This is a genomic window from Pediococcus ethanolidurans, from assembly GCF_964062635.1.
GTDB lineage: Bacteria > Bacillota > Bacilli > Lactobacillales > Lactobacillaceae > Pediococcus > Pediococcus ethanolidurans.
The window spans coordinates 342,970-360,016 of record NZ_OZ061250.1 but is presented as its reverse complement, the minus strand read 5'-3'; the positions used below and the strand labels follow the sequence as shown (position 1 = coordinate 360,016).

The following is a 17,047-nucleotide window of genomic DNA, read 5'->3' as shown; positions in this document are numbered from 1 at the left end:
TTACAGATTTGACTATAGTTTTCCTAAGCATGTAGACTAGCTTGCGTTGATACAAAAAGTAAGTAATTGGAGGTTATTAATATGACAAAGAGTCCAGTAGAGATTTTAAACAATCCTTTTTTAAATAAAGGAACAGCATTTACCGAAAAAGAACGTCAGTCACTTGGTTTGGTTGGGTTACTACCACCTTATGTACAAACATTAGACGAGCAGGTTACTCAAACGTATGCCCAGTTTCAGAGTAAAGCAAGTGATTTAGAAAAGAGAATTTTCTTGATGGAAATTTTCAATGAAAATCGTGTTTTATTTTATAAGTTATTCAGTCAGCACGTCGTTGAATTTATGCCAATCGTTTATGATCCAACGATTGCAGACACTATCGAAAACTATAGTGAATTATTTATTCAATCACAAAATGCAGTTTTCTTGTCAATTGATGATCCAAATAGCATGAAAGCTTCATTAAAGAATGCAGCTGACGGCCGTGACATTCGTTTAATTGTGGTTACTGATGCGGAAGGAATCTTGGGCATTGGTGATTGGGGAACAAACGGTGTTGATATTTCCGTTGGTAAGTTGATGGTTTACACAGCTGCAGCTGGAATTGATCCAAGTCAAGTGATGCCAGTTGTACTTGATGTAGGAACTAACAACCAAGATCTATTGAAGAATCCAATGTATCTTGGCAATCGTCACGAACGCGTTACAGGTGACCGTTATTATGAATTTGTTGATCAATTTGTAAAAACTGCTGAAGATTTGTTCCCTAAGTTATACCTTCACTTTGAAGATTTTGGCCGTGGTAACGCAGCTAATATTTTAAATAAGTATAAGGATCAAATCACCACGTTCAATGATGATATTCAGGGAACTGGAATTATTGTTTTGGCAGGGATTCTTGGTGCTTTAAATGTTTCTAAACAAAAAATGACCGATCAAGTTTATCTATCATTTGGTGCGGGAACTGCCGGTGCAGGAATTACAAAACGAATTTACGATGAATTTTTGCAACAAGGTTTATCAGAGGCAGAAGCTAAAAAACATTTCTATTTAGTTGATAAGCAAGGCTTGTTATTTGATGATGATGAAACATTGACACCAGAGCAAAAACCATTTGCGCGTTCCCGCTCGGAATTTGCGAACGCTGATGAGTTAACAACCTTAGAAGCTGCTGTTAAAGCTGTTCACCCAACTATTTTGGTAGGAACTTCAACACAACCTGGAACCTTTACAGAAGCCATCGTGAAAGAAATGGCTGCTCATACAGAGCGTCCAATTATTTTCCCATTATCAAATCCAACTAAACTTGCAGAAGCAAAAGCAGAAGATTTGATCAAATGGAGTGATGGAAAGGCACTTGTAGCTACTGGTATTCCAGCTGCTGATGTGGAATATAAGGATGTTAGTTACCAGATTGGCCAAGCCAACAATGCGTTAGTATATCCTGGTTTAGGTTTAGGTGTGATTGCTTCAACTGCTAAAGTTTTAAATGATGAAATGATTTCAAAGGCTGCCCATTCCTTAGGTGGAATTGTTGATGGTAGTAAACCAGGAGCTGCAGTTTTACCTCCTGTTTCTAAACTTGACCAATTCTCATACACGGTTGCTAAGGCCGTAGCTCAAAGTGCGGTTGATCAAAAACTAAATAAAGAATCCATTTCAGATGTTGATAAGGCAATTACCGATATGAAATGGGAACCAAAATATTAAACAGTTTGAATAATCATTTTTAAGTTAATTGAAGGTATAACGTATAAATTGTTTTATAATTGGCAACCTAAAGTAGTTTAGCAAATAGGGGGCTATATCTTGTCAGATTATCGAATAGAAGAGGATACCTTGGGGCCTGTTAAAGTCCCAGTAGATGCACTGTGGGGAGCTCAAACACAGAGAAGCCTACAGAATTTCTCTACTGGTGAAAAAATTCCTCTGGTACTGATTAAAGTGCTACTTCAACTGAAAAAAGCGTCAGCCGTTGCCAATGAGGATGCGGGAGCAATTTCTTCAGAAAAAGCGACCTTAATTGTTACGGCAATAAATCAGTTACTTAGTCTGGATGATGATCAGTTGCGAAAAGATTTTCCGTTGGTTGTTTATCAAACTGGTTCGGGTACGCAGACTAATATGAATGTAAATGAAGTTGTGGCAAACATGGCTAAGAGACTGAATTCAAAAGTGGAAATTTTGCCTAACGATGATGTTAATCATGGTCAAAGCTCAAATGATATTTTTCCAACAGCAATGAATATTACTGCGGCGTTTTCAATTGAAAAATTGGAGAATGCAGTGCAGCATTTAATTGATAAATTAGCTGCTAAACAAAAAGAATTTTGGCAAGTTGTCAAAATTGGTCGAACGCACTTACAGGATGCCACACCAATAACTTTTGGCCAGGAAATTAGTGGTTGGAAGAGTATGTTGGAGCACGATTTGAGATACTTAAAAGAGCTAAGTGGTACGTTAAATGAGTTAGCAATCGGTGGTACAGCAGTTGGTACGGGACTGAATGCAGCACCTCATTTTGCAGAACAGGTTGCGCAAAAAATGAGTGCCGTTTATGGAATCGACTTCACGGCTGATACCAATAAGTTTTATGGATTGGCTGCGCATTCCAGCTTGAATGTTGTTCATGGAGCTATGAAGACCTTAGCAAGCGATTTAATAAAGATTGCTAATGATGTGCGTTTCTTAGCGAGTGGGCCACGAGCAGGCTATGGCGAAATAAGGATTCCGGCTAATGAACCGGGTTCATCAATTATGCCGGGTAAAGTGAATCCCACCCAGGCAGAGGCCATTACAATGGCAGCCGTTCGCGTAATTGGAAATGACGTTGTGATTTCGTTAGCAGCTAGTCAAGGAAATTTTGAAATGAATGTCTATAAACCAGTGATTATCAGTACTTTTCTTGAGTCTGCAACTCTATTGACGGGAACAATGACTAATTTTACTGATTTAATGATTGCTGGATTGACAGTTAATCAGGATCGAATGAAAGAATTGGTTGATCGTTCTTTGATGATGGTAACGGCCTTATCTCCGCATATTGGTTACCATGCTAGTGCCAAGATTGCCCAACAGGCTCAAAAAGATGGTAGTACATTACGTCAGGCCGCAATTCAATCGGGAAAAGTCACGGCTAAACAGTATGATGCGTGGGTTGATCCGGTAAAAATGACAGGAATTAATAAGCAACAAAAATAAATTTTAAATTCAAATAAAAAAATAAAATTAGATTTCCTAAGTGAAAGAAGGTTTATCATGGCTTTTATAACTTCCGTTGAAAGCATTGTAACAATTTTACTAATGATGGTCCTAGGTTATTTACTTCGCCGAATTGGCTGGTTTGATGATAACTTTAGTGGTAGTATTTCAAAATTAATTATGAATGTGGCATTACCAGCGTCAATTTTTGTGTCGGTAATGAAGTATTTAACTTTACACAAATTGATTAGCCTCTCAAGCGGATTAATTTATTCGTTTGGCGGCGTCATTATTGGGTATATTATTGCTTGGCTAGCTGTTAAGGTTTTGCGTGTACGTCCGGGACGTCGTGGAATTTTCATGAATACAGTTGTGAATGCAAACACAATTTTTATTGGTTTGCCATTGAATATTGCTTTGTTTGGTTCGATTAGTTTGCCATATTTCTTAGTTTATTATGTGACTAATACGGTTTCGACTTGGGCATTTGGTGTATTCTTGATCTCAAATGATGATCCAACGAAGAAAAAGGGTGAAAAAGGTTCTGGTAATTTTAACTGGAAGAAACTTTTGCCACCACCATTGTTAGGATTCTTGGTTGCGTTGGTTTGGTTGGTTTTGAGTTTGCCGGTGCCTGATTGGGCAAATAACACGTTGTCTTATGTCGGTAATTTGGTTACACCGCTATCATTGATTTATATTGGAATTGTGTTGGCGGATGCTGGATTGAAGAGTATTAAGTTTGATAGGGATACGATTTTTGCGTTGTTGGGTCGTTTTGTGTTGTCACCGATTGTGATCACGATGTTGATTATGTGGGGTGCAAGTATGGGGCATGCAATTCCAACGATGGAAATGCAGACGTTGATAGTGCAGGCGGCGGCTCCAGGTTTGGCGGTAATGCCAATTTTGGCGAATGAATCGCATGGAGATGTGGAGTACGCGACAAACTTGGTGACGACGAGTACGATTCTCTTTATTGTGGTGGTACCGATTGTGATGAGTTTGATTCAGTTTGTATAAAAAAAGCAGAGTGTTCAAGAGAGCGAATAGCTTCTGAGCATAGCTTAAGAGCCCCAATGATTCGGTTTAGGAATCGTTGGGGTTCTGTAGCTAAGCGGAGGAAGCTGCTCTCTTGAACACGTTTCGGCTATAAAAATAGAACACTTTACCATCTAAAAATAAAAAAGCATTCAAAAATAGTCGGCCCTGACACTTGTAACGTCGGAGCAGACTATTTTTTGAACCCTAAAGTTGTGATAGACTAGGCTTAAAATATCAACAAATTGAGGCGTAAAAATTGATTACAATTGGACTCACAACCTGGACGGATCATCCGGCACTTATAAATCATGAAGATCGAAAAGTTGAATTAACTGAATATGCAGGCTATTTTCCAGTTGTAGAAGTGGACACTTCGTTTTATGGCGTGCCAAGGGTATCAACAGTAGAAAATTGGCAAAAATCAGTTCCAGAAAAATTTCAATTTATCATTAAAGCAAATAAACTAATGACTTTACACGACGGTGTAGATGTTGATGAGTACCTATCGGATGAACATCGTCTTGTGTTTACCGAGTTTCGCAAAATGGTCCGCCCGTTAGTTAAAAAAGATCAACTAAAAACGGTTTTATTTCAATTTCCACCTTATTTTAATTGTGAGATGAATAATATTCGTTATTTGCGGGATGTGCGGGTACTAATGAGTGATTTGCCGATTGCCGTGGAATTTCGTAATCCAAGTTGGTATGACCCGGCCGTTCGTGATGAAACCATACTTTATTTAAAAAAATTAGGTATGAGTCATGTGGCGGTTGATGAACCGAGTTCGGTACCCAATGGTGTTCCATTAGTTGAGACAGTGACAAATCAAGATTTGGCTGTGCTCCGATTACACGGACAAAACGCTAAAGGTTGGGTTGAAAAAGGACCAGACTGGCGGAAAAAACGGACTTTGTATAAGTATTCTGAAGCAGAACTGCAAACCTTCGCGAAATTAGCTCAAAAATTAGAATTACAAGCAGAAGAAGTTTGTATAATCTTTAATAATAATGGCGGTAGAGATGCGGCTGGAAATGCACTCAGATTGAAAGAAATATTGGGAATCAATTTTGATGGTTTGGGACCATTACAACTCGGACTATTTTAATGACGTAAAAAAATAAGTTACTGCGAATTAAACGGATGAAACAGCCTTTGCGTAGCGTTTCATTGTGATATACTTAAAGTTAAGACATTCTAAATTAAAATTATCAATATAAACTAAAAATATTGGAACTAGGAAGGAAATCTTCAATGGCAGACAAACCTACTTACTATATAACAACACCAATTTATTATCCGTCGGGAAAGCTACATATCGGGAACTCATACACAACAATTGCGTGTGATGCAGAGGCCCGGTTTCAACGATTAGAAGGAAAGGATGTTTTCTTCTTAACGGGAACTGACGAACATGGCTTGAAAATCGAACAAAAAGCAGAAGCCTTAAATACAACTCCTAAAGCATACGTAGATGGTATGGCAGATGGTATTAAAAAGCTTTGGAAACTTTTGGATATTTCCAATACAAAGTTTATTCGGACAACCGATGATTATCATGAAAAAGCCGTTCAAGAAATCTTCCAAAAATTAGAAGATAGTGGTGACATCTATTTAGGTGAATACGAAGGCTGGTATTCTGTTTCAGATGAAGAGTATTTCACCGAAACACAATTAGCAGAAGTTTACCGTGATGAAAATGGTAAGGTAATTGGTGGTAAGGCACCATCTGGTCATGAGGTTCAAAAAGTTAAAGAAGAATCTTATTTCTTCAAAATGAGTAAGTATGCCGACTGGTTGTTGCAATATTATAAGGAGCATCCAGACTTTATTCAACCTGCAACGCGAATGAATGAAATGATTAATAACTTTATCAAACCTGGTTTGGAAGACTTAGCTGTTTCACGAACCACCTTCAATTGGGGAGTAAAAGTTAAAAACAATCCTAAACATGTGGTTTATGTTTGGATTGATGCGTTGTCAAACTATATTACGGCGTTAGGCTATGGTAGTGCTGATCAGAGTAATTTTGATAAGTATTGGCCAGCAGATGTTCATATGGTAGGTAAAGAAATTGTGCGTTTCCACACGATTTATTGGCCAATTATGTTGCATGCGCTTGGTTTACAACTACCCAAACACGTTGTGGGTCATGGCTGGTTGTTGATGAAAGACGGTAAAATGTCTAAATCTAAGGGAAATGTTATTTATCCTGAAACTTTGGTAAAACGTTATGGCTTGGATGCTCTACGTTATTATCTATTAAAAGCAATGCCATATGGTAACGATGGGGTATTTACGCCTGAAGATTTCGTAGACAAAATTAATTACGATTTAGCTAATGATCTTGGTAACTTGTTGAACCGTACAGTAGCAATGATCAACAAGTATGAAGGTGGCGTTATTCCAACCTTTAAGTCCGGTGTAACAGCCTTTGATGAGGATTTAGAGAGTACGGCTGCAACTGTTATTACAAACTATCGAGAATTAATGAACTCGTTACACTTTTCTGACGCACTTTCTGAAATCTGGAAATTAGTTAGTCGCTCGAATAAATATATTGATGAAACACAACCATGGGTATTAGCTAAAAGTGACGATGCAAGTGATCAAGTAAAGTTGGGCAGTGTGATGAACCATTTGGCAGAGAGCTTACGTTTGTTAGCTCATTTACTTCAACCAATCTTGACTCAAGCACCTACTAAAATTTTAGATCAATTAGGATTAGCGGCACAAACAGTTAATTTAGCTGATTTGAAATTTGGTACTATTCCTGCCGGAACTAAGGTTGTGGCAAAGGGAACACCAATTTTCCCTCGATTGGATGCTAAAGAAGAAGTTGAATTTATCAAGGCTCAGATGACCAAAACAGACAAGAAAAAGGGACGAGCTGCAATGGAAGAAGCTAAAAAGGCAGTTCAAACTGAAAACGAAGCTGAACTTAATTTAACTAAGAAACCAATTCGAATTGAAGCTTTTGATAAAGTTGAACTTAAAGTTGCTGAAATTAAGTCGGTTGACCATGTTCAAGGTGCTGATAAACTTTTGAAATTCAAGCTAGATGCTGGAGATAAGGGCGACCGTCAAATTCTGTCTGGAATTGCAGAATATTATCCAGATCCAAGTGTTTTAGTGGGTAAAAAAGTTTTGATTGTGGCTAACTTAAAACCCCGTAAAATGCGTGGTGAACTTAGTCAAGGCATGTTGCTATCAGCTGAACATGATGGTCATATTCAAGTTGTCGAAGTTCCAACTAGTTTAGTAAATGGTTCCGGAGTCGAATAAGTTAGTTTTATAAGAACACGATGATATTGTAAAAACCAATCTAAGACTAAGTGAACAGTTAGCGGCGTCTTGGGTTGGTTTTTGATAGTTGGAGGTAACTATGCAATTATTTGATTCACATACCCATTTAAATGATCCAGCTTTTTTGGGACATGAAAAAGCTTATCTCGAGCATGCACATAAACTAGGTGTTGAAAAGATGGCGATGGTGGGTTCAAATGCCGAGTTTAATGCGTCTGCAATCAAACTGGCTCATCAATATGATGATGTTTACGCAGTAGTTGGCTGGCATCCAGAAGATTCTAAATATTTCCATGAAACGCAAGCAGAAGTTTTACGGAATCAATTACAAGATTCTAAGGTAGTAGCTCTTGGTGAAATTGGATTGGATTATTATGAGACAAATTCACCTCGAAAAATTCAGCGTCGTGTCTTTGAAGAACAACTTGAATTGGCTAGTAAATTTCATATACCAGTTGCTATTCATAATCGTGACGCTTTTGAAGATACGTATGCCATCTTGAAGAATGCACATGTAGAAAATTTTGGCGGTGTCATGCATAGTTTTAATGGTGATCCTGAGTGGCTAAACAAATTTCTAGAGTTGGGGATGCATATCTCTTACAGTGGTGTGGCCAGCTTTAACTCGGCACATGATGTTCATAAATCAGTTCAGGCAACACCGGCAGATCGCATTATGGCGGAAACGGACGCCCCTTATCTAGCACCAATTCCCTTTCGGGGGAAACAAAACGAACCTGCTTACACGTTGTATGTGGTTGAAGCTTTAGCCCGTCTACGTGATGAGAATCCTGATGTGACAGGAAAGGCAACCTACGAAAATGCCAAACAATTTTATAAGGTAAATGATGATGAAAAAAATTAAAGAAGTTATTGTTGTTGAAGGTAAGGATGACACGGTACGCATAAAAAAAGCTGTGAATGCAGATACGTTGGAAACACGAGGTTCTGCCATTTCTGAGGAAACGATCGAACAAATTCGTCGTTTACAAGCAGAACGGGGTGTAATTGTGTTTACTGATCCTGATTTTTCGGGTGAGAAAATTCGTAAGACCATTTCGGCTGAAGTCCCTGAAGTTAAACATGCATTTTTGGCCAGAAAAGATGCTGTGCCAAGTAAAAAAGGAAGTTTAGGTGTAGAACACGCAACACCTGAAGTGATTCGCGAAGCGCTAGGTAAAGTGTACACGGAAGCTGCTGATGCGTCGTTGCAAATTACGAGGGATGATTTACTGGATGCAGATCTAATTGCAGGAACGCATGCGAAACAACGCCGTATGGAGTTATGCGAGCTCTTGAATATTGGATATGTTAACGGTAAACAATTAGTTAAGAGGTTACAGCTGTTTCAAATAAGTCGAAAAGCTTTTCAAGCTGCTGTTGACCAATTAGATCAAAAATAGGGAGAAAAAATGACAGAACACATAGATATTGCGGATCCAATTCGAACGCGGGCAATTTTAGAACGTTATCGGTTAAATGCCAAAAAGAGTTTGGGTCAAAACTTTTTGACGCGACCACAAATCCTAAAAGATATTGTGGCAGCTGCTGACATTTCTGATGCGGACGATGTGATTGAAGTTGGCCCAGGAATTGGTGCGCTGACGGAGCAACTGGCTCGTCATGCACACCATGTTTTGGCGTTTGAAATTGACGAAAATTTACTTGATGTTTTGGATGAAACTCTGGATCCCTACGAAAATATCACGATTGTGAATGCGGATATTTTGAAGGCTGATTTACCCAAAGTTGTGGCAGAAAATTTGGATGGTAACCATACCTTAAAAGTGGTGGCAAATTTACCGTACTATATTACAACACCAATTCTAAAGGGTTTGTTGCAAAGTTCTTTGGAACTGGATCAAATTGTGGTGATGATGCAAAAAGAGGTTGCGGATAGATTAAATGCACAGCCTGGCAATAAAGAATATGGCTCATTGAGTGTGGCGGTACAGCTTGATATGAATGTGAATGTGGAATTTGAGGTACCAAGAACAGCTTTTATGCCACAGCCTAATGTGGATTCGACGATTGTGAAGTTAACAAAAAGGGAGCCGTGGCCAGTGCAACCCAATTCACGAGATGCGTTTTTTAAGACGGTGCATGCTTGTTTTGCGCATAGAAGAAAGACGTTGTGGAACAATTTGTTGGGCATGTATGGTAAGACGCCGGAAGTGAAAGAAAGTTTAACTAAGGTGTTAGAGAAACTGAGTATCAAACCAGGAATAAGACCAGAAAGATTGACGGTTGTTGATTTTATAAGGTTGACGAATGAATTAGAAAAGTGAGCGAGGTAAGTCGATAGAAGGGCAAACCTAAGGTCAACGGATGCGGGATCGCGATCCCGCGGGAGTTGGCCTTAGGTTTGCCCTTCAGACTTGCCGAGCTGTCCTAGGGCATGAGAAAGAAAAAAGAGAAGAGACGGATGGCGGGATCGCTATTCTGGGAGAGTTGAGCTTAGGTTTTCCCTTCAGACTTGCCGAGCTGTCCTGGAAGTAACATAAAACATGTTGTTTTAAAAATAGCGGTTGCAGCTCACTGAACGTTGTGGTATAATTTGCGTTTTTTGTGAAACTATGTTACAATGTTTCACATGGGAAGGTGAAGCCAATGCCAAACACACTAGCCACAATTAAGTCAAAGCTAGACAACAAAGTTGGAGAAGAAATGATGGTTGTTGCCCAAGCTGGTCGTAAGAAGATTACGAAGCGTCATGGAATTCTCCACAAAACTTATCCAGCGGTTTTCGTGGTTGATTTAGATCAGGATGAAAATTCTTTCGAACGGGTATCATACAGCTATACCGATATTCTAACTAAGAATATCGAAATCGCATTTGAAGATTAAAAATAATCGGACCGCGAAGGTCTTTTTATTTTGCCTAAATTTAATTAGTCCCTTTGGAGAAAGTAAGATTAGACAAAAAAACTGGGCTTTTTATGCAACACTGGTACTTTACCGTTTTTTTAAGTATAATTGTGATAAAATACAGGATTAATAAACAAGGTGATTGCATGGAGACAACAGAAAAAGCCCCGGCCAAACTAAATTTGTTTTTGGATACCCCATATAATCATGCGGATGGGCTTCAAGAGTGGAACATGGTAATGACCTCGGTGGATCTTGCCGACTACGTTAAAATTGAAACAAAACCTGGGAAACGTGCTATTAGTGTGCATACAGATACCGGGTTTTTACCAAATGACAGTCGTAATTTGGCCTATCAAGCGGCAAAATTATTGCAACATGAATTTCATGTTCAGGCAGGTGCAAAAATTCGAATTAAAAAAAATATTCCCGTTGCGGCAGGAATGGGCGGCGGTTCATCAGATGCTGCTGCGGTTTTACGCGGGTTGAATAATTTATGGAATCTTGGTGTTTCTAAAAAACAGTTGGCAGAGTTGGGGTTGCAAATTGATTCTGATGTGCCTTACTGTGTGTATAGTCAAACGGCCTATGTTTATGGAAAAGGCGAAAGGATTCAGCTTTTAAGACAACTACCGGCAATGTACTTTGTGATTGCTAAACCTAAGCTGAGTGTTTCAACACCAAAAATCTTGAGACAGATTGATCATAAAAGTTTAGACCATTTGGAAATCGAGGGCATTTTAGACGCCATTAAGCAGAATGATTTTACAAAAATCTGTGCGAATGTGGGAAATGTTCTTGAACCGGTGACCGGACAGATGCATCCTCAAATTCTTCAGTTAAAGGACCGGATTCTTCGTTATGGTGCTGAAGCAGCACAAATGAGCGGTACAGGGCCGACCGTATTTGGAATTTGTCGCAAAGAAAGTCGTGCTCAGCATTTAGTGAATAGCTTGAAAGGATTTTGTCCTGAAGTTTATCTTGTGAGACCGGTAAATTAAAAAGAGAATTGCCAATGAATTTAAATTGGTCAATTCTCTATTTTTTAAGCTAATAATGCGGAAATGCCAAGGCCGATAAAGATTAAGCCAAAAAAGATACTGTACCAAATTGCAAATGGCATAAATAGAGATGAGTGACTATTCATACTGACACGTAATGTTTTCCAACTCTTGTGAACACTGTAAAACTGAAACAAACCAATCAAGATAGCTACTACACCAATTATGAGGTTAGCATTCATCACAATCGCCTTCATTCAAGTTTACAAATCTAATTAAACAATTATTTCCACATTATTAACTAAAGTATAGCATCGATATCAGCCTTTTGCAAACGCTTTCAGCTTCGACTGATTGTTTAATAATAACTTCTGAAAATCATAAATAAGAGTCCGGTGCCAATCAGAATCACCAGAAGCATTAGACCAAGGTTTAGCCAAGAAAAATGACGTGATAAATACATTGATCCACCGGCCAAACTTAAACTAACGGCAATTAAGATAATGATCAGCGAAATTGGAAACCCAAATTTATAGAGAAAATAGGCCATAATCACATAGCCAAACAGATACTGAATGAGCATAAATTGGTTATTAGGTCGCTTCATCTAAATTTACCCTCCCATACATTGTTGTACCCTAAATATACAGCAAAATGGAAAAATACATGAGTGCGGCGCCTACCAAAACTAAAATATGCCACCAAACATGGACATATTTTACGTGAGGAATGTTGTAAATTAAACCACCTAAGGAAAAAGCAATACCACCGGCTACAAGCAGGCTGATTCCAACAATACCTAAGCTTTCATAGAGCTGTTTTGCACCCACTAGGCATAACCACCCCATTAGTACATAAATCAAAGTTTCAATTTTTTTGAATTTTCCAACCGCAAAAAATTGAAAAATAATTCCGGAGATGGCTAATAACCAAATAACAATACATAAAACAATTCCTAAGGCGCCACGAATTGCCAACAAACAGTATGGCGTGTAGGTACCAGCAATTAAAAAATTAATACTATCATGATCTAATATTTGGAAGACATGACTAGCTCTTGTGAAATAGAGACTATGAAACATAGTAGAAGAAAAGAATAGGACCAAAAGGCTGATGCTGTAGATGGTGTATGCGACTATATCGAGTGGTTTGCCAAGTCCAATTCCTTTTATTAATAGCAAAACGGTTCCAGCGATACTTAAAAAGAAGCCTAAACCATGTGTAATGGCACTCCAAATTTCGTTTAGTAATTGGCTGTGATGCATAGAAAGGGGATTCTTTAGATTAGTTGTTGGTTTCAATGTGCATTCCTCCACTTCAACTAGATATTATATACTAATCATCTAGTTTTTAAAACTAGATGATATCAAAAACTTGTAAATTACCTAATTTTTCTGAAAATGGTATGATATTAGAAAGAGTAAAGTAAAGAGGGAAATCATGGCAAAGCGTTCGAATACTAAACAAAAAATTGTGCTGGCCTTATTTGAATTAATGAAGACCCACTCAGTAGATGAAGTGACAGTTAGCGATATTTGTAAACAGGCGTCTGTATCGCGGATGTCATATTATCGAAGTTTTAAATCAAAACAACAGATCTTGGAATACCAATTTGATGAAGTGTTTCAAGAATTCTTTAGCTACCTTCAGGTGATGAACAATCATGACATGACGGCTTTTTTGGATGCCTTTTTTACGGTTATTCGTCGTCATCGGGGAACAGTAAACATTTTAATCAAGGCAGATTTAGTGGGTATTATTTTGGATAAATTGCAATTCTATATTACGGATCTTGTGGATAAGGATGTTTTAAAAATTCGGGATCGCGCATCTAAAATGTGGATTGCCTTTGTGGCAGGTGGTTTAACTCAAATGATTGTGGAGTGGGATAAAGATGATATGGTCGAGTCCAATGCCGAAATGGTCATGATTGGTCGGAAATTTTTGAAATAAAACTGAATTATTTTAGCTATTTTATCCATTCTAATAGTTGTGGCATAAGGAATTAATACTTAAAAATGAAAAGAAATTAAATAAAGCGTTTACATTTCGAAAGAATTGGGCTACAATTACTCATGGATAAAGTTTTTGTGGATCGTTACTAATTCGATTAGGCGTGACCACAAGCAGTGTAACTCATTGCTTGCGGTCATTTTTTTTTGAAAAAAAGGATATGATAAAATGTTGACCATCGTTCAGATTTTTAATAACAATGTGGCCTTGATCAAGTTAAATGATAATCGGCAGGCAATTGTAAAAGGAAAAGGGATCGTCTTTCAGAAAAAGAAAGGTGACCAGGTAGACGTTAATCAAGTAGAAAAAATTTTTTATTTGGAGACCGCGGAATCTAAAGAAAATCTATATTTTTTACTTAAAGATATTCCAATTGATATTGTGACAACCACCTATGAAATAGTAGATGTTGCTCAAAAGACTTTTGGTTTTTCAGTTCTGGATTATGTTTATATTACCCTAAGTGATCATATTTATGGTGTTTATAAACGAATTCAAGCTAATGATTATCATGAAAGTTGGAGCTAGTATAAATTATGGACAGCTTTTGGTAGAATATCTTTATCAAGATTGGAGATATCCTATATGGCCACTAAATATGATATTGATTTTAAGAAGATGATTGTGTCTCTTTATCAAAATGGGGAAAAGGTAAAAGATCTTACTAGCGAATATGGTATTTCAGATAAAAACATTTATGCTTGGATTAAACGTTATTCTAAAGATAAGCAAACTGGCATCAGCCAGGATGAATATCTCAAACTGAAAAAAGCTTATCAAAAGATTCAAGAGGAAAATGAAATCTTAAAAAAAGTCTTGACCATATTCGCAAAAAATTAGCTTCAGACTCAATCATTACCGCAGCTCACCAGGCAGCTAAGAATCACAATATAAGTGATGTTTGTCACGCCCTTAAGATCCCACGTTCTACTTTTTATAAAAATTCTATTTGTCATGTATCGAATCAAGAAAAGCGCCGCAAACGCTTTAAAAAATTGATTAAAGAAATTTATTTTGCTTCTGGACGTCGTTACGGAGCACCTAAAATTGCTAAAAAGCTGCAACATTGTGGTGAAAAAGTTTCTGAAAAATTTATTGGCAATTTAATGCATGAATTAGGATTGTGCTCCATCATTCGAAAAAAGTATACTTGGCATCCAAAGAAACAAAAAATTGAAGAACGGGAAAATATTATTGATCGTGATTTTTCAACTAAATCAATTAATCAAAAATGGGCAACAGACATAACTTATATTCACACCTTGCATGATGGTTGGCTGTATCTCTCATCAATTCTTGATTTGCACACGAAAAAAATTATTTCATGGAATCTTAGTTTAAACATGACTAATGAACTAGTTCTAAAAACTCTTAACCGGGCAATTATTAAATATAAGCCAAGTAATCTGATTGTTCATACAGATCTAGGATCTCAATATACAAGTAACGAGTTTGAATCAAGGCTTAAAGAGCTTAAAATCAAACATTCTTTCAGCCATAAAGGCTGTCCATACGATAATGCAGGTATAGAATCATTTCATGCGACCTTAAAGAAAGAAGATGTTTACCCACAAAAAGACAAATACAAAGATTTTAAATCAGCTAGAATCCAGCTTTTCAAATATATTGAAGGCTTTTACAATAGTCGCAGAATTCATGGAGCCCTTAATTTTATTACACCAAATGAGGCAGAACGACGAGCTCTAAGTGGAAGTATTTAAGTTGTGTTTTTGTGTGGAAGCAATTTATTGCTTCCTGCCAAATTAACAATACCATTCGTTAATAAGTCAAGGCCGCTGGAAGCGCCTCGCAGAGGTTTGCCTTGAGATTATTAACGAATGGTGTTACTGAATTAAAAATATATCAAAAAAGAAATTCTATGAAAAAGTGTCCACGTTCTTGACAGAAATCCAAGTTTGGTTCCAGACATGCACACAGAGTACCCGACTGAGTATGCAATTGGAAGAAAAGCCGTTGAAATAGTTTCTAACAACTTGCATATTCAATTACCCAACAGTGAGGTAAAAAGTATTGCATTACATTTCATCAATGCGTAAGGCACACCGGGAGCCGACAAACTTGATGAGTCACTGACAACAAGTGTGAATGACATTGTTCAAGAAATTTTAAATCAGAATCATATTTTACGAACCAAAGAAAACGGCAATTTGGATCTGAGTCAAGTTTTTAGACACGATTACGTAGAATTTCTAACTGACTAATTGTTCCTTTTCATCTGGAGTTAAATAGCCATCGGCACTAATGATCCGCCGAGAATTATAAAATCCTTCAATGTAACTAAATTGAGCCAAATTGGCTTCATGATAGTCTTTGTAAGTCCGTTGGTAAACCTCCTCCTTCTTGAAGCTGGCATGAAATGACTCCACCACAGAATTGTCATACGGATAGCCACGTTTACTGTAAGAGTGCCGGATAGCGTGTTGCTTCAATGCTGTTTCAAGGGCAGTACTTCGATACTGGCTGCCCAAATCAGTATGCAGAATCAAACCAGCCTTGACAGTTCTAGTTTCACAAGCTTGATTAAGTACGTTGACAACCAACTCGGTTGTCATGTGTCGGCTTAATTTATGAGCGATAATTTTGCGAGAATACAAGTCCATGATGATTGCCAGATAGCACCACCCATCAGTTTTGGTCGGAATATAGGTAATATCAGCAGCCCATTTTTGATTAGGTTTGACAGCTTTAAAGTCTTGTTTTAACAAATTAGGGTAGGTCATTTGGTCAATATAGTTGTTGTGCTCATAGCGCCACTTTTTGACGACAATTGACCGGAGGCCTAGGTGTCGCATCAGCTTTTGAACCAGCTTCAAACTGGCATGATAGCCCTCACGTAAAAGTTCCTCGTGAACTTTAGGAGCGCCATAAACCCGCCGATGATCAAAGTAGATGCGTCGGATTTGCTGGTATAAAACTTGGCGCCGCTTAAACTGTTCGGGCTTAGTCTGGTGCTGGTACTGATAGTAGGTTGATCGACATAAGTGCAACGTCTGACAGACTTCTTTAACGCTATGCGCTGATGCCGTTACTTTAATAGCTGACTGCCAATCTTTGATGCTTACTTTTTTGCGAATATGGTTAATGCTTTTTTTAGGATATCGTTTTCACTTTCCAGCTTGGTAATTCTTGCCTGCATTTCTAATAAGTCGGCCTTGGAGACCCCGGTATCATTATCTTTCTTGTACAAATCATTCCATTTATAAATGGTGGCACTGGCAATCCCATATTCGCTGGTAAGATCAGTGACTGATGTCCCGCTTTCATACAGCTGAACGATCATTTTCTTGAATTCGACAGAATATCTCTTTCTTTTGCTCATAAGACACGATCCTCTCTAGTAGAAATTCTATCAAATCGTGTCCACACTTTCATCCTAAGTCCAGATACTTCGTTTGGTCATTACAAGATCAATTCTCTTGGGCTAATGGTTATAATAAGCGTTATGGACTATTTTATGTGAACTTCGGAACCCAAGCACGGGAAATTAAAAAGAGTGCCCAGTGGTTTAAAGAATTAGCTGATACAATGCCAAATTAATATGTTTTAACAAGAAAGCTCTGGAATAAACATCTGCTGGTCGGGAGTGTCAAGAAGTT

At 37.8% G+C, this 17,047-nt stretch carries 19 protein-coding genes and 2 pseudogenes; 16 read left to right on the top strand and 5 right to left on the bottom strand.

Annotated features, from left to right (window positions below; genetic code table 11):
* Nucleotides 1–81 precede the first annotated feature (81 nt).
* From AB3219_RS01780 to ispE, 10 genes are all read left to right on the top strand, one after another.
* Entirely contained in the window at nt 82–1,710 is a 1,629-nt protein-coding gene (locus tag AB3219_RS01780) for a malolactic enzyme (RefSeq protein WP_216754148.1), read from the top strand.
* Nucleotides 1,711–1,809: 99 nt separating this feature from the next.
* Nucleotides 1,810–3,201 carry a class II fumarate hydratase gene (locus tag AB3219_RS01775; protein ID WP_216754147.1) on the top strand — a complete coding sequence of 464 codons (1,392 nt, stop codon included), beginning with the start codon at nt 1,810–1,812 and terminating at the stop codon, nt 3,199–3,201.
* A gap of 57 nt (nt 3,202–3,258) precedes the next feature.
* A complete protein-coding gene (locus tag AB3219_RS01770) occupies nt 3,259–4,224 on the top strand; it encodes an AEC family transporter (RefSeq protein WP_216754146.1) in 966 nt (321 codons plus the stop codon).
* A gap of 277 nt (nt 4,225–4,501) precedes the next feature.
* Nucleotides 4,502–5,350, top strand: coding sequence for a DUF72 domain-containing protein (locus AB3219_RS01765; RefSeq protein ID WP_216754145.1), 849 nt, complete (start codon nt 4,502–4,504; stop codon nt 5,348–5,350).
* 146 nt (nt 5,351–5,496) lie between these two features.
* Entirely contained in the window at nt 5,497–7,527 is a 2,031-nt protein-coding gene (metG, locus tag AB3219_RS01760; RefSeq protein WP_216754144.1) for a methionine--tRNA ligase, read from the top strand.
* 100 nt (nt 7,528–7,627) lie between these two features.
* Complete coding sequence (locus tag AB3219_RS01755) at nt 7,628–8,413, top strand: TatD family hydrolase (RefSeq protein WP_216754143.1); 786 nt, start codon at nt 7,628–7,630, stop codon at nt 8,411–8,413.
* Complete coding sequence (rnmV, locus tag AB3219_RS01750) at nt 8,400–8,951, top strand: ribonuclease M5 (protein WP_216754142.1); 552 nt, start codon at nt 8,400–8,402, stop codon at nt 8,949–8,951. Before AB3219_RS01755 ends, rnmV begins: the two co-directional genes overlap by 14 nt.
* A gap of 9 nt (nt 8,952–8,960) precedes the next feature.
* Nucleotides 8,961–9,836, top strand: a complete 876-nt coding sequence (gene rsmA / locus AB3219_RS01745) for a 16S rRNA (adenine(1518)-N(6)/adenine(1519)-N(6))-dimethyltransferase RsmA (protein ID WP_216754141.1) — start codon at nt 8,961–8,963, stop codon at nt 9,834–9,836.
* 322 nt (nt 9,837–10,158) lie between these two features.
* The gene (locus AB3219_RS01740; RefSeq protein ID WP_057807007.1) at nt 10,159–10,395 is read left to right on the top strand and encodes a Veg family protein; all 237 of its coding nucleotides are present in this window, start codon (nt 10,159–10,161) and stop codon (nt 10,393–10,395) included.
* 167 nt (nt 10,396–10,562) lie between these two features.
* Nucleotides 10,563–11,417 carry a 4-(cytidine 5'-diphospho)-2-C-methyl-D-erythritol kinase gene (ispE, locus tag AB3219_RS01735; RefSeq protein ID WP_263765945.1) on the top strand — a complete coding sequence of 285 codons (855 nt, stop codon included), beginning with the start codon at nt 10,563–10,565 and terminating at the stop codon, nt 11,415–11,417.
* A gap of 44 nt (nt 11,418–11,461) precedes the next feature.
* Here ispE and AB3219_RS01730 read toward each other — a convergent pair whose 3' ends face one another.
* The 3 genes from AB3219_RS01730 to AB3219_RS01720 form a co-directional block, all read right to left on the bottom strand.
* Nucleotides 11,462–11,659: a hypothetical protein gene (locus AB3219_RS01730; RefSeq protein WP_057807011.1), complete on the bottom strand. Its 198-nt coding sequence runs from the start codon at nt 11,657–11,659 to the stop codon at nt 11,462–11,464.
* A gap of 116 nt (nt 11,660–11,775) precedes the next feature.
* The gene (locus AB3219_RS01725; RefSeq protein ID WP_057807012.1) at nt 11,776–12,024 is read right to left on the bottom strand and encodes a hypothetical protein; all 249 of its coding nucleotides are present in this window, start codon (nt 12,022–12,024) and stop codon (nt 11,776–11,778) included.
* 31 nt (nt 12,025–12,055) lie between these two features.
* Nucleotides 12,056–12,682 carry a hemolysin III family protein gene (locus AB3219_RS01720; RefSeq protein WP_057807045.1) on the bottom strand — a complete coding sequence of 209 codons (627 nt, stop codon included), beginning with the start codon at nt 12,680–12,682 and terminating at the stop codon, nt 12,056–12,058.
* A gap of 175 nt (nt 12,683–12,857) precedes the next feature.
* Between AB3219_RS01720 and AB3219_RS01715 the strand changes: the two genes are divergently transcribed.
* The 5 genes and pseudogenes from AB3219_RS01715 to AB3219_RS01695 all read left to right on the top strand — a co-directional run bounded on the left by AB3219_RS01715 (nt 12,858) and on the right by AB3219_RS01695 (nt 15,487).
* Complete coding sequence (locus tag AB3219_RS01715; protein ID WP_216754139.1) at nt 12,858–13,370, top strand: TetR/AcrR family transcriptional regulator; 513 nt, start codon at nt 12,858–12,860, stop codon at nt 13,368–13,370.
* A 228-nt stretch (nt 13,371–13,598) separates the two neighbouring features.
* Nucleotides 13,599–13,949, top strand: a pseudogene (locus tag AB3219_RS01710) (CAT RNA binding domain-containing protein); the annotation flags it as partial.
* 66 nt (nt 13,950–14,015) lie between these two features.
* The gene (locus tag AB3219_RS01705) at nt 14,016–14,270 is read left to right on the top strand and encodes a transposase (RefSeq protein ID WP_216754758.1); all 255 of its coding nucleotides are present in this window, start codon (nt 14,016–14,018) and stop codon (nt 14,268–14,270) included.
* The gene (locus AB3219_RS01700) at nt 14,255–15,151 is read left to right on the top strand and encodes an IS3 family transposase (protein WP_311735503.1); all 897 of its coding nucleotides are present in this window, start codon (nt 14,255–14,257) and stop codon (nt 15,149–15,151) included. Before AB3219_RS01705 ends, AB3219_RS01700 begins: the two co-directional genes overlap by 16 nt.
* Before the next feature lie 195 nt (nt 15,152–15,346).
* A complete protein-coding gene (locus AB3219_RS01695; RefSeq protein WP_367369251.1) occupies nt 15,347–15,487 on the top strand; it encodes a PRD domain-containing protein in 141 nt (46 codons plus the stop codon).
* 153 nt (nt 15,488–15,640) lie between these two features.
* Here AB3219_RS01695 and AB3219_RS01690 read toward each other — a convergent pair whose 3' ends face one another.
* Together AB3219_RS01690 and AB3219_RS01685 are read right to left on the bottom strand one after the other, a co-directional pair.
* The gene (locus tag AB3219_RS01690; RefSeq protein ID WP_367369450.1) at nt 15,641–16,507 is read right to left on the bottom strand and encodes an IS3 family transposase; all 867 of its coding nucleotides are present in this window, start codon (nt 16,505–16,507) and stop codon (nt 15,641–15,643) included.
* 2 nt (nt 16,508–16,509) lie between these two features.
* Nucleotides 16,510–16,770 (bottom strand): transposase, encoded by a 261-nt coding sequence (locus AB3219_RS01685; RefSeq protein WP_034529615.1) that lies wholly within the window; start codon nt 16,768–16,770, stop codon nt 16,510–16,512.
* A gap of 65 nt (nt 16,771–16,835) precedes the next feature.
* Here AB3219_RS01685 and AB3219_RS01680 point away from each other — a divergent pair.
* Nucleotides 16,836–16,988, top strand: a pseudogene (locus AB3219_RS01680) (family 1 glycosylhydrolase); the annotation flags it as partial.
* Nucleotides 16,989–17,047: the final 59 nt, after the last annotated feature.

What these genes read in the sequence shown, in the direction of transcription:
- AB3219_RS01780 (WP_216754148.1), top strand. Translation starts at nt 82, where the DNA reads ATGACAAAGAGTCCAGTAGAGATTTTAAACAATCCTTTTTTAAATAAA.
- AB3219_RS01770 (WP_216754146.1), top strand. Translation starts at nt 3,259, where the DNA reads ATGGCTTTTATAACTTCCGTTGAAAGCATTGTAACAATTTTACTAATG.
- metG (WP_216754144.1), top strand. Translation starts at nt 5,497, where the DNA reads ATGGCAGACAAACCTACTTACTATATAACAACACCAATTTATTATCCG.
- AB3219_RS01755 (WP_216754143.1), top strand. Translation starts at nt 7,628, where the DNA reads ATGCAATTATTTGATTCACATACCCATTTAAATGATCCAGCTTTTTTG.
- rnmV (WP_216754142.1), top strand. Translation starts at nt 8,400, where the DNA reads ATGAAAAAAATTAAAGAAGTTATTGTTGTTGAAGGTAAGGATGACACG.
- rsmA (WP_216754141.1), top strand. Translation starts at nt 8,961, where the DNA reads ATGACAGAACACATAGATATTGCGGATCCAATTCGAACGCGGGCAATT.
- AB3219_RS01740 (WP_057807007.1), top strand. Translation starts at nt 10,159, where the DNA reads ATGCCAAACACACTAGCCACAATTAAGTCAAAGCTAGACAACAAAGTT.
- ispE (WP_263765945.1), top strand. Translation starts at nt 10,563, where the DNA reads ATGGAGACAACAGAAAAAGCCCCGGCCAAACTAAATTTGTTTTTGGAT.
- AB3219_RS01730 (WP_057807011.1), bottom strand. Translation starts at nt 11,659, where the DNA reads ATGAATGCTAACCTCATAATTGGTGTAGTAGCTATCTTGATTGGTTTG.
- AB3219_RS01725 (WP_057807012.1), bottom strand. Translation starts at nt 12,024, where the DNA reads ATGAAGCGACCTAATAACCAATTTATGCTCATTCAGTATCTGTTTGGC.
- AB3219_RS01720 (WP_057807045.1), bottom strand. Translation starts at nt 12,682, where the DNA reads ATGCATCACAGCCAATTACTAAACGAAATTTGGAGTGCCATTACACAT.
- AB3219_RS01715 (WP_216754139.1), top strand. Translation starts at nt 12,858, where the DNA reads ATGGCAAAGCGTTCGAATACTAAACAAAAAATTGTGCTGGCCTTATTT.
- AB3219_RS01705 (WP_216754758.1), top strand. Translation starts at nt 14,016, where the DNA reads ATGGCCACTAAATATGATATTGATTTTAAGAAGATGATTGTGTCTCTT.
- AB3219_RS01685 (WP_034529615.1), bottom strand. Translation starts at nt 16,770, where the DNA reads ATGAGCAAAAGAAAGAGATATTCTGTCGAATTCAAGAAAATGATCGTT.